The sequence below is a fragment of the Roseovarius bejariae genome, assembly GCF_009669325.1.
GTDB classification, from domain to species: domain Bacteria; phylum Pseudomonadota; class Alphaproteobacteria; order Rhodobacterales; family Rhodobacteraceae; genus Roseovarius; species Roseovarius bejariae.
In genome coordinates, this window is record NZ_SZWE01000003.1 from 26830 (window position 1) to 37068 (window position 10239).

The 10239-nt window shown below is 58.0% G+C and carries 15 protein-coding genes; 8 read left to right on the forward strand and 7 right to left on the reverse strand.

Annotated elements, in window-relative coordinates; genetic code table 11:
* Nucleotides 1–370 precede the first annotated feature (370 nt).
* Nucleotides 371–736 (reverse strand): DUF4158 domain-containing protein, encoded by a 366-nt coding sequence (locus FDP25_RS16930; protein WP_246175983.1) that lies wholly within the window; start codon nt 734–736, stop codon nt 371–373.
* Nucleotides 737–840: 104 nt separating this feature from the next.
* On the opposite strand from FDP25_RS16930, the gene FDP25_RS16935 reads away from it, so the two are divergent.
* Genes FDP25_RS16935 through FDP25_RS17125 form a run of 5 tightly spaced genes read left to right on the forward strand, consistent with a single transcriptional unit; the run spans nt 841 to nt 2548 of the window.
* Nucleotides 841–1380, forward strand: coding sequence for a recombinase family protein (locus FDP25_RS16935; RefSeq protein ID WP_154155228.1), 540 nt, complete (start codon nt 841–843; stop codon nt 1378–1380).
* A gap of 27 nt (nt 1381–1407) precedes the next feature.
* Nucleotides 1408–1635: a hypothetical protein gene (locus FDP25_RS16940; protein WP_154155231.1), complete on the forward strand. Its 228-nt coding sequence runs from the start codon at nt 1408–1410 to the stop codon at nt 1633–1635.
* Nucleotides 1636–1681: 46 nt separating this feature from the next.
* Complete coding sequence (locus FDP25_RS16945) at nt 1682–1930, forward strand: DUF4160 domain-containing protein (RefSeq protein ID WP_154155234.1); 249 nt, start codon at nt 1682–1684, stop codon at nt 1928–1930.
* Nucleotides 1914–2333, forward strand: coding sequence for a DUF2442 domain-containing protein (locus FDP25_RS16950; RefSeq protein ID WP_154155237.1), 420 nt, complete (start codon nt 1914–1916; stop codon nt 2331–2333). The genes FDP25_RS16945 and FDP25_RS16950 overlap by 17 nt, the downstream gene beginning before the upstream one ends.
* Nucleotides 2330–2548 (forward strand): hypothetical protein, encoded by a 219-nt coding sequence (locus tag FDP25_RS17125; protein ID WP_172982842.1) that lies wholly within the window; start codon nt 2330–2332, stop codon nt 2546–2548. Before FDP25_RS16950 ends, FDP25_RS17125 begins: the two co-directional genes overlap by 4 nt.
* Nucleotides 2549–2628: 80 nt before the next feature.
* Here the strand turns inward: FDP25_RS17125 and FDP25_RS16955 are convergent, their stop codons facing one another.
* The 6 genes from FDP25_RS16955 to FDP25_RS16980 all read right to left on the reverse strand — a co-directional run bounded on the left by FDP25_RS16955 (nt 2629) and on the right by FDP25_RS16980 (nt 5893).
* Nucleotides 2629–3072 carry a hypothetical protein gene (locus FDP25_RS16955; RefSeq protein WP_154155240.1) on the reverse strand — a complete coding sequence of 148 codons (444 nt, stop codon included), beginning with the start codon at nt 3070–3072 and terminating at the stop codon, nt 2629–2631.
* Nucleotides 3073–3079: 7 nt separating this feature from the next.
* Nucleotides 3080–3373: a helix-turn-helix domain-containing protein gene (locus tag FDP25_RS16960; protein ID WP_154155243.1), complete on the reverse strand. Its 294-nt coding sequence runs from the start codon at nt 3371–3373 to the stop codon at nt 3080–3082.
* A complete protein-coding gene (locus FDP25_RS16965) occupies nt 3370–3720 on the reverse strand; it encodes a type II toxin-antitoxin system RelE/ParE family toxin (RefSeq protein ID WP_343032105.1) in 351 nt (116 codons plus the stop codon). Before FDP25_RS16965 ends, FDP25_RS16960 begins: the two co-directional genes overlap by 4 nt.
* A gap of 74 nt (nt 3721–3794) precedes the next feature.
* On the reverse strand, nt 3795–4088 hold the full coding sequence (locus FDP25_RS16970) for a hypothetical protein (RefSeq protein ID WP_154155249.1): 294 nt from the start codon (nt 4086–4088) through the stop codon (nt 3795–3797).
* Nucleotides 4070–4738, reverse strand: coding sequence for a ParA family protein (locus tag FDP25_RS16975; RefSeq protein WP_154155252.1), 669 nt, complete (start codon nt 4736–4738; stop codon nt 4070–4072). Before FDP25_RS16975 ends, FDP25_RS16970 begins: the two co-directional genes overlap by 19 nt.
* Before the next feature lie 102 nt (nt 4739–4840).
* Entirely contained in the window at nt 4841–5893 is a 1053-nt protein-coding gene (locus FDP25_RS16980) for a replication initiator protein A (RefSeq protein ID WP_154155255.1), read from the reverse strand.
* A gap of 357 nt (nt 5894–6250) precedes the next feature.
* On the opposite strand from FDP25_RS16980, the gene FDP25_RS16985 reads away from it, so the two are divergent.
* The 3 genes from FDP25_RS16985 to FDP25_RS16995 all read left to right on the forward strand — a co-directional run.
* A complete protein-coding gene (locus FDP25_RS16985) occupies nt 6251–7504 on the forward strand; it encodes an AcrVA2 family anti-CRISPR protein (protein ID WP_154155257.1) in 1254 nt (417 codons plus the stop codon).
* Between the two features lie 131 nt (nt 7505–7635).
* Nucleotides 7636–8211, forward strand: a complete 576-nt coding sequence (locus FDP25_RS16990) for a transposase (protein ID WP_154155260.1) — start codon at nt 7636–7638, stop codon at nt 8209–8211.
* Nucleotides 8198–10239, forward strand: a 2042-nt coding sequence (locus tag FDP25_RS16995) for a relaxase/mobilization nuclease domain-containing protein (RefSeq protein ID WP_154155263.1), incomplete at its 3' end; no start/stop codon positions are given. The genes FDP25_RS16990 and FDP25_RS16995, both read left to right, overlap by 14 nt.

Below are 10239 nucleotides of genomic sequence, written 5' to 3' on the forward strand. Positions count from 1 at the left end.
TGCAGAAGGCGGATTTGAGGGCTGAGCGCGCCCGGCGGTGCGCCTCAAACAGCGGAGGACAACTATGCTGGACATGTACAAGAACCACCGGGGGCGCCCGACCAATGCGCCCCCGGTGGCCCGCCGCATGGATGACATCTGGTTTCTGGCCCCATCGGAAGGTTTCTTCGTAGAACCACGCTAAGGGAGAACATTACATAAACATCATCAAGTTCCCCAATCTCTGGCGGGCCTGATGTTCAACAGTCGTGTAATTTTACGCTCTGCCGCCCCTGAATGCCAGTCAAAGTCCCCTGACAGGATGATGTGATCCCATCCGAGTGGCGCCGTGATCCGTCGCGAACGCCGCCCTCGTAGCAATATCCTCTGCCTACTGCACATGCTCCGGCCCGAATGAAGACAAATCCAAGTGATGCATCGCGAGGGCATGGTGTTCATGCCGGGTATTTCGCCTGACGGCATATTCACCGAGAGAACAAGCATCGACCTGCAGTTGCTCTGCAAGCCAGATGATCAGTTCAGCGGGCGGCATAAGATCTTCGCACCACCCCAGGCCAGGGTGGCGCAGCAAGGAAATATGAACCGCAAGCCCAAGGTGGTTTTCGGCGCGACGCCGGGTACGGATCAGGTCAATGTCATCTCCGCTCAGCAGATAGTGACGGATCAAGGCTTCAGAATCTATCGGCACCCCGAAGAGTTCCGCATACGCGCGGGAGGAAAAAAGTCTACGGGCCATAAGGTGTCCTCAAAACGGTCGTTTTTGGAAGATCGTACACGGTGCCCTCTTGACGCCGCCAAAAACCCCGTTCAAAACCAAGATGGTTTTTGAAGGTTTTTGGCATGATCCTGGGATACGCACGCGTTTCGACAGAGGACCAGCATCTTGATGCTCAGATCGAGGCTCTGAAGGCAGCGGGTGCGGAGCGCATTTGGTCGGAAAAAGTCTCTGGTGCGAAGGCGCAGCGACCAAAGCTCGCGGCTATGCTTGAACAGCTCCGCGACGGCGACGTTGTGACTGTCACGAAATACGACCGCCTGAGCCGATCCTTGCAGGATTTGCTGACCATCGTGGAGGCCATCCAGAAAAACGGCGCTGGCTTTCGCTCCCTGGCTGAGGACATCGACACGACCACATCGGCAGGCCGCCTCGTGTTCCATGTCTTCGCCTCCATCGCGCAGTTTGAGCGCGAACGGATTTCCGAGCGGACCAAGGAAGGATTGGCGTCGGCGCGCAAACAAGGCCGAATAGGTGGTAGGCCCCCTGCCCTGTCACCGGAACGCCGGGCCGAGGTACGGCGGATGCGTGATGAAGACGGGCGCGGCATTGCGGAACTGGCGCGGCTCTTCAAGGTGAGTCCGAATACGATCAGGCGAGCCTAAGGTTTTGGGCGAGCCATAGGAGGCAACATGCTGCACAGCGAGTTCAAGGTTGGCGATGAGTTTCGAACGGCGACGGGACTATGGCGCTGCACGGATATCGGCATCAGGACGATCATCGCGATCAAGATTTCTGATTATGATGATCCCTCGTGGTTCAATGGCCCGCCTTACGCTGTCGCCGAGCATGTCTTTGATGAGAACGACCTTACTGGTTTCGAGCGTCTTGCAGATGGCACGATCGCTGCGGACAGTTGAGTGCATCTTCACTTGAATAACCCAACCGTTAGGTTATATAGTCACCATGGTTGTCATTCACCGCGCCCACGGCTTCCGGTTCGTCATCTACACGGCAGATCACGAACCGGCGCATATCCATATCACCGGGGCTGGGCAGGCGAAGGTCAACCTGACCGGCCCCGATGGCGGACCCGAACCGGTCTACTTCATCGGCATCAAGAGATCCGACCAACGGCGTCTCATGGCAGATGTGATCGAGCGCCAAGATGAATTCTTAGCGGAATGGGAGCGTATCCATGGCAAACTTGACTGATGCACAATTCGAAGCGGCGGAAGCCCGAGGACGTGCCGCACTGGAAGCAGAGCCCCGTGCTATCGCGGCCCGCTACGATCGAAAGACAGGCCGCGTTACCGTCGATCTCGCGAACGGTTGCGCTTACGTGTTTCCGGCTGATCTCGTGCAGGACCTGAACGGGGCCAGCCCTGACGAGCTGGCAAGCGTTGACGTCGATGGCATGGGTTTCAATCTGCACTGGCCGCAGCTGGACGCCGATGTGTATGTCCCGGCCCTCGTCGCCGGTGTTTTTGGCACCAAGGACTGGATGAGCAAGGCGATGGCGAGACAGGCGGGTCGCAAAAAATCTCCGGCCAAGGCCGCAGCATCCCGAGCGAATGGCGCGAAAGGTGGCCGGCCACGTAAACAGGCCTCGCAATGAGCGTGTTTGGCCAAAGCCTTATAAGAGGCTTGAATGAAGCAATGGCGCTATCACTGACGGAGACGCTGGAGCACAAAGGGTACTCGGCGGTCATCGTTTTCGACCGGGAAGACGCGATATTCACGGGGCGAGTTGCGGATATTCCTGCGGGCGTGGGCTTTCACGCCAGCGATACGGACGGTTTAAGAGCGGCCTTTCCAAGAGGCCGTGGATGATTACATCGACATGCTGGCTAACGGGTCCAATCTAGCGAGATAATCGAGGAAATTTCTTTCGGACAACCAGCAGAGCTGGATCAGCCGCGCTCCTTTCCCGCTTTCGAACTCACGCTGTCCAGCGTTTCCTTGAACCGCGCTTTGGCGGCCGCCAGCTCCTCCTCCGTCAGCTCCGGTTTCGGTTTCAGACATTGAAGGCGCGCTGCTACGAAAGGCTCTGCATCCTCATAGGCGCATTGTAGTTCTTTTGCGACGCTCGAAATGAAGGTGTGACGATCAAGCTCCGCGCTGTGCAAGCCGCCCAAGGTGCGCTGGAGGAAGATGAACGCCGCAGCGATATCTTGATATCCAGCCGCCGCTGCTTTCTCGAATTGTCGATCATCGAGCAATCCATCAAGGGCATCGAGCGCCTTACGCATATCACCGATGGCCTGGGCGACGCCGACGACTTGGCCCATTACGGCTTGATCAACCGTTTCAAGCTCACCTGCTTTTGCATCTATGACTCGGTTGGCGTCGGTCACAGCGGTTCTAGACCAGTTCCAGCTTGATCGTGCGACCGACAGCTTGCGCAGCGCGTGCCAAAACAGCAAGCGTGACGCTATTATTGTTCGGGTCGAGCAGGCGATCAAGCTGAGAGCGGCTTGTATCAAGACGCTTCGCCATCTCCACCTTTGAGATATGTTGTTCTTTCATCGCCGTTGTCAGCTGAAACGCCAGAACGCGCTTCACGGCCTGTTCGGTCGTGCTTTCATAGGTGCCCTGCTCTTTCAGGAAGTCCTCAAAAAGCGGCCCTGCTTTGCCGGTTTCAGTATCGGTGCTCATCCTAGTCCTCGCATTCGTTTATCCGCGACATCCAGTTCCTTGTCCGGGGTCTTCTGGCTCTTCTTGATGAACCCGTGCAGCAAAACCATACTGCCCTCATGGGCGAAGAAGAACACGCGGGCAATTCGACCGTCGCTCAGATTAGAGCGGATTTCCCAGAGACCCTTTCGTCCTTTGATCGACCGACAGAGCGGCATACCGATGGGCCAGCCAAACTCCGCCGTGCGAATGTCATCACCAATCACCCTACGGTCATCTTGAGACAAGCCCAGAAGCCATTCTCGCACGGGCACCTTGCCGGTGCCGGACTCGAAAAAGCGCGCCGGTAGTCGCTTTTGATCACTCACAGCGCTATGTACCACATAAGGTACAATTTGCAAGCCCTTTTCTCGCCCCCGGAACACCCCATAACAGATAACACCTACCTTCGACGGCCATCAATTTCCGCCGTGTCCGGTATGTTGATCCCGCCGGCCCGTAGGCATTCATACAGCAATTCTTTCTGGGTCATTCCGCGCTTCTGCGCTTCGGATGCGAAGGCTTCCTTGATCGGCTTGGGAACGTTCGTGAAGGAAAACTGAACCCTTGGCGCGTCCCTGAGAGCAGACGATTTTGCTCTACTCACGCTTGGCAGCGGCGCGGCCAACTCCTTCAGCTTCCGGGAGTCAGCACCATCGTTCAAATCGTCATCGAGATTTACGCTGACTTTGGCCATGAGCCACTCCTGTAGAAACTGAGCAGGCCCCTGCCCTGCAAATCGGCCAACACGGACTTCGCAGATCGGCGTGCCGATCCTTGCGGTGACTGGCCCGTTGATGTCATTTCCTTAAAGCCCGTGCGATGCGCGCACATAGCGTTGAGACGCGGTACACCCTGTGCATCGAGCGCATCCGTGATCGCTTGGGTAATATTGGTGTTCGTGTCCACGTCCATCATCACCACGAGCGCAGGCAATTCCTTTTCCATCGTCTCGGCAACGCTTTGAACATGGGAATAGGTGCGTTTCGCGCCTTTCGCGTCCGCTTCATTCGCCTTGGAGGGGATCAGGACCAGGTTAGCGGCCGCAATGGCGTGCATCGCCATGGCCGACTTGAAGCCGGCGGTATCCACAAAGATTGCATCATACGCGGTCTCAGACTTTTTCAGTGCCTTGACCGTCGGGATCAGCTTTTCGTCGTTTTCTTCATAAAGCCAATCAAGATCTGTTTCTTCCTTCTTCGCCCATGCTTCCAAGTGGCGCTGTGGGTCGGTATCAATCACCGCAACTTTTGCTCCGTCCTCAACCATGAGGCTCGCCAAGGCCGTCAGGAGAGTTGTCTTCCCTGCCCCGCCTTTTTCCTGAACTACACTGATGACCTGTGCCATTTTCTGCCCTCGTTTTTCGGCAACTCTAACAGATAACACTTAACAGTCAACTGATAACGGTTAATAGGCAACAGGTAACTGATATTAGATATTAGTTACCTGTTAGGGTGCCTTTCCTTTGCGCTCATACCATTTGCGGCAAAACCCAACGAACGCGCCATCAGGATGACGTGGTGGATCGTTCATCCACATCCGCCATTCCTGTTCTAGGAAGTAAACATCCCAAGTTGGTGCAGCCTCGCGGGCCTTCTCGTATGCTTCTGTTGAGAGCCTAACCGCTGAGTCTGGTGCCAAGGCGGGGCTGTCACCGTAAACATCAAGAAATTCAGGCTTGGGTGATACCTCAAGCACATCGTGCATCAGGCGAAACCTGTAGTCCGGCATATGCGACTGATCTTCATCCGCTTTGCAGATCGCCTTGACGAGACGCTTGAACTCTTTAGTCGTAGACGTTGAACCGGTCTTATGTTGGAGCTTGTCCAAACCAATCCGCCAGACGTCCTGCTTTCCGCAATGCTTTCTGGCAAGCTCGTAAAGACGCCGCTCCAGCGGCTTCCGAAGTTGAAAATAGGCCTTGTTGAGCGTCAAAACATTCTTGTTTTCAATGGCTTTAACGAGCCAGTCGCCCATTTCGAGCTCAACGGCAAGTAGGCGACCTGTGGAGTCTTCCTTGACAATCCGTGCATCGGTGATGAACGAGATCGACCGCCATTCGCCTAAGCCATGATCATGAATGTTGGTTTCGATCTGGGTAAACTGAAGGCGGGTGAGGGCGCGCCGAAGGGTTGCATACGCCTGTCCGGTTGTGTGCCGGTTTGTGGCTTTCAGAAGGTCATGCGCAGAAATGCGAACACGGCGACCAATCTCTTGGCCTTCGTTCTTGGCTGCCATGAGCTGGCTGAGCACATAGATCAAAATGTCTCTGTCGAAAACGTTCGCACGACCTTCTTTGGCCGCTGGTGTGATCTTCACTTTCACATTGCCCTGTTCGTACTCGAAAGCGGCAAGGTCTTTCTTGACCGAGAGTGAGAACAGGGGGTGCTCCATCGAAGCACGGTCACTTTTGGGCGTCGCGTCCAGAATATCGCAAACAAACAGATCCGGCTCAGTATGCCGTTGCGGTAGCAGAGCTGTCCTTTTTCTAGGCCGTGCCATTCTTCGATACTCTACACACTTTTATTCGACAGTCTGCCCACCCGAGGGGTAAGTTATTCGATAGTCTACACACCTTTCCTCGATAGTCTACCCACCTTTCTTCGATACTCTACACACCGACAGCCAAAAACAGAGATGATTTACAGTTCAATATCAATGGCTTGAGATTCCACCGATTCTCGTAACACTATATTTAACACATATATAACACTCACCGATGAGCGCCCATCTCCAGAAATCACCCATGAACGGCAGCTGTCGGACCCTGCTTAGAAAGCCGGGAAGCAATTTTTCGATTCGTCCAAGAGCTCAACCAATGGAGCGACCAGGCAAGATGCCGGAGAAACAAGGAGCCGCATGACCAACCAACCGCGCATATCGAGCAACATCAGCCGAGACGATCACCACCCGCTTAGGGTTCAAAAATACTGGCCCGGATATGCCAGTGGCGTTTCGCGTGTTTGCCGAGCATGGAAAACCTATCCAACACCTGACCAGTTCAACGATCTGCAAGCTCTTGTTCAAAGTCTCTACAACGACGCGATCGAGATGGTTCCGCGCGGTCAGCGCCCCGAAGGCATAGGTGTTCTCATTCAACGAACCGAACAGGCCTATCGCTACGGCCAGCTCGCGCGGTGCGGCATGAACATCTACGCGCTTTCGACCCCGTTGCGGGATGCCCTGCGCAAGACCTCCCTGGGCGATGTGCGTGTCGGGGATCTCAGGATGCCCTTCGATGTGCTCTATATCGGCTTCGAAGAGGGCAGTGGGATAGCGTTCGGCACCAGAGACCATCCCAAAGCCCTTGTCGTGGACGGAGCCTACGTCACAGCCGCTCCTGTGGACCCAGAGACAGGAACGCGCCACATAGACGTCTGTATCACCACACGGGACGCTCTGAGCACCCTGAGAGCCGATTACGGGGCGCACTGGCCGTTTTCATATGAACCGCATTTCACGTTTGCTCTTCATGGGACTGCTGACGACACGTTCGAGGCGGCCCTGGGCGAAGCGCTCGACACCAATGCCCTGGACCTCGAAGTCGATGAAGACGGGCTGCACAGATTTCGGGAAGCTGTCGTGGATTATCAGGAAGAAGCCGCGGTCTCGGGTATCAAGATCACGATCCCTACGGTTTCCGCATCCGAGGGGCTGGCAAAGTTCAAGAGCCGCAATCTGTCCGAGGCGAAGAACGCCCTGTCGCTGATCCTTGGCGCGCTCTGTGCCCTGACCGCCCGTCCGGATGACGCCGAGCTGTCGGAGACCTGGCCCGCCGACACACCGGAAGCCTTGATCGCCAAGGTCACATCCGCGCCCTCACCGAAGAAGCGGCGCGATGCACAGAACGCGTTGAAGAAGCGCGGTTTCGTTTCCGTCCGCCGGATCGACCTCGATGCCTTCGGAGGAGAAGCGCGCACATCCGGTGACGGGGCAGGGGGCAGTGTCACGCCCCATTGGCGGTCCGGGCACTTTCGCCGCCAGCCGGTCGGGAAGGACCGCACCGAGCGCAGATTGATCTGGATTCTGCCCACCATCGTGAACGCCTCGAAAGGCCCACCGAACAGCGGGCGTGTCTACAAGGTCAAAGGCAGACCACCAGTCTCCGACTGACCCGCATTTTTGCTCTTTTCCAACTCCCGATCCTCATAGCGAGAGTTCCGATTGTCAGAGTGGGGTTTGATTGTTAGAGTGTGGCAGGAAATAGGGTGTCTTTGTTCGCATCCTGCTCGCAAAGGAAGCCGATGACCACCCGACGCCGCCTCACCCCAGAGCAACGCCGCGAGATCGTCGCGGAGGCGCGTCGTGGCGTGGCGGTTTCGACATTGGCCAAGCGCTTCGAGGTCACGCCCCGCGCCACTCAATACACGCTGCGGAAGGCCGAGCAGGGGCGGCGCGACAGCGGCATCCGGACCGAGGCCATGAGCGTGACGCTGACGCCCGAGGAGATGTCAGCCTTCGATGCGGTGCTGGCAAAGAACGGGATCGAGACTCGCTCGGACGGGATGCGGCGGCTGGTGCAGGGGGCGGCGGGGCTGTTTCAGCCGGACGTGCATCTGGCCGACGAGCTGGCGGGGTTCCGGGCGGCGCTGAACCAGGTGGGCAACAACGTCACCCAAATCGCCAAGCGGATGAACGAGGCGAACCTGAAGGGCCAGCGCCCGCCGTTTACCGGGGACGATCTGGCACAGATGCGGCAGCTCGCGGGGTTCGTTCTGGATTTCGCGGACCAGGTCGATCTGCTGGCGCGGCGGCGGGTCGAGGGAATTTCCATGACGGCGGGCGATGCGCTGAAGGAGCTGGCCGATGCCAAAGGTTGACGCGGTCAGTGCCGTCACGGGCGATCTGTTTGCCGAAGGGTGGAGCCGCGTTCGCGGCTCGATGCAGGGCCTTACGGGAGAGCCGAAACGGTTGCAGATGGCGCGCGCCGCGCGGGGACATCGGGCGGCGGTGTTCAAGGCGATCCGCTCGGGCGGGTGTCACACGCGGGCGGAGCTGGTGCGCCAGCTCGACTACCTGACCACGAAGTCCTCGCATATCGTGGACAGCCGGGGCGTTCTGGACGGCAAGGAGACGCTGACGGGCAAGGAGATCGAGGCGGTTGCGGATCGCTATGTGCGGCGCTGGAGCGACGGGTTCCACCCAAAGCTCGGGCAAACCACCCACATGCTGATGTCCTTTCCGATCGGCACCAAGGGCGAGGACGTGCGCGACATCGCGTCCGAGGTCTGCGAGCGGTTTTTCAGCAATGACGAGGACGGGCGGCATTTCGACTACCTGATCGCGGTGCACGAGGACCGGGATCATCCGCACGCCCATGTCGTGCTGAACCGCAAGTCGCAGGAAGGGGAGTTCTTCTACCTGGGGCGGGATCATCACTTCAACTACGACGCTTTCCGGATCGCGATGGTCGAGGCGGCCGAGAAGATCGGTGTCAGGCTTGAGGCCACGCGGCGGGTGCATCGCGGGGTGATCGACTATCCGCCGCGAACACGCGAGGTTTATGCGGCCCGCGAGGAGGGCAGGGCAGCCCTGGGCCGAGAGCGGTTCGGAGGTGATCTGACGGCCACACAGGCCGAGATCAAGGCTATGGCGAGGGAATACGCGCAGCTCGGAGCGAAAGAGCCGGATGGCGAGCTGAGAGCGCCACTAATGCGGGCCGGGGGCGTGCTGGAGAGCGGCGGACAGCTGGAGCCGACAGGACATGTCTATACGGCGGAGGCACTGCGCGCCCGGTTCAATGCGGCGCACGAGCGGGCACAGGCAAGGATCGAGGCCGCTTCGCCGGCGGAGCGGCCCGGAATGCAGAAGCATGTCTATGATACCCTGAAGCCCCTTGCGCATACGAAGCCTCTCGATGAGCGATCGCATCTTCTGAACGAACCACCATCCGATACGGAGATTTATTCCACAAGAAATATCGACCCTGCCCGTCTGGAGCGACTTCGCGACCCTGAGATAGAGTCGCATATCGGATGGGCGCTAATCGGTACGGGGATTTCTTCGGAGAGTGTCATCGCCCGGATCGAGGCCGGTGCAGATAACGAGGCGCTCGAAAACGACTGGCTCGACGAGGATGCCAGGCAGATTGCTGCCTACAAAGGGCTGAACCTGCAAGACGCTGACGACAATGCCCGCACGTGGGACATGCTCAACCGTGCTTTTGACCGTATTGCAATCAGGTTGAACAGGGAGGGGATACTTCGGACCGATGGCATCGAGGCCGAGGATCACGGTTTCCATTTCGAGAAGGAGGCCTTCGAGGACAGGTGCCGTGCCATCCGGCAGGATTTACGCGACGAAGGGCTGAATGAAGATGATCTCGAAGCAAGGCGCGACGACATCGACGGACTTGCGCTCCACCAATTGAAGCAGGAACAGGCCGACTATCTCGCGCGTCATCGCGATATCATCGGATCGCCGGAAGACGTGTATCGCGCCAACGCTGAGGGCGAACGCGAAATCGTGGATCTTCTGCTTCTTCGCCAGTTCGCGGACGTAACTGAGGCTGTCATGAAAGACGCCGGCACCGAAACAGACCCTGTATCCACCGTGGCCGGAGCCTATCTCGAAACCTACCCGGACATGCCGAAGCATCTGGCGCGCGGACTGGGCGACACCCACGTTCTAGCCGCCGCACTTTGGGCGCAGACAGGCAAGAAAGAGTGGGAGGCCGAGCTGGAGCGCAGGGCGGAAACGCGGGCCTTGCGCGAGAGCGATCCGCGTGTCCCCAAAGGGCAAGAGAAGCCGGTGACGGATATAAAACCTCTCGATATCTCGAACTTCCCTGATATCGCGCGCACCGTCGCCTATGAGAAGCTGGAACCATCGGAACAGAGGGAAACGGC

Excerpts from the sequence above, each read along its gene's own strand:
- FDP25_RS16950 (WP_154155237.1), top strand. The coding sequence starts at position 1,914 with ATGGCAAACTTGACTGATGCACAATTCGAAGCGGCGGAAGCCCGAGGA.
- FDP25_RS17125 (WP_172982842.1), top strand. The coding sequence starts at position 2,330 with ATGAGCGTGTTTGGCCAAAGCCTTATAAGAGGCTTGAATGAAGCAATG.
- FDP25_RS16985 (WP_154155257.1), top strand. The coding sequence starts at position 6,251 with ATGACCAACCAACCGCGCATATCGAGCAACATCAGCCGAGACGATCAC.
- FDP25_RS16970 (WP_154155249.1), bottom strand. The coding sequence starts at position 4,088 with ATGGCCAAAGTCAGCGTAAATCTCGATGACGATTTGAACGATGGTGCT.
- FDP25_RS16940 (WP_154155231.1), top strand. The coding sequence starts at position 1,408 with ATGCTGCACAGCGAGTTCAAGGTTGGCGATGAGTTTCGAACGGCGACG.
- FDP25_RS16975 (WP_154155252.1), bottom strand. The coding sequence starts at position 4,738 with ATGGCACAGGTCATCAGTGTAGTTCAGGAAAAAGGCGGGGCAGGGAAG.
- FDP25_RS16990 (WP_154155260.1), top strand. The coding sequence starts at position 7,636 with ATGACCACCCGACGCCGCCTCACCCCAGAGCAACGCCGCGAGATCGTC.
- FDP25_RS16935 (WP_154155228.1), top strand. The coding sequence starts at position 841 with ATGATCCTGGGATACGCACGCGTTTCGACAGAGGACCAGCATCTTGAT.
- FDP25_RS16930 (WP_246175983.1), bottom strand. The coding sequence starts at position 736 with ATGGCCCGTAGACTTTTTTCCTCCCGCGCGTATGCGGAACTCTTCGGG.
- FDP25_RS16945 (WP_154155234.1), top strand. The coding sequence starts at position 1,682 with ATGGTTGTCATTCACCGCGCCCACGGCTTCCGGTTCGTCATCTACACG.
- FDP25_RS16960 (WP_154155243.1), bottom strand. The coding sequence starts at position 3,373 with ATGAGCACCGATACTGAAACCGGCAAAGCAGGGCCGCTTTTTGAGGAC.
- FDP25_RS16980 (WP_154155255.1), bottom strand. The coding sequence starts at position 5,893 with ATGGCACGGCCTAGAAAAAGGACAGCTCTGCTACCGCAACGGCATACT.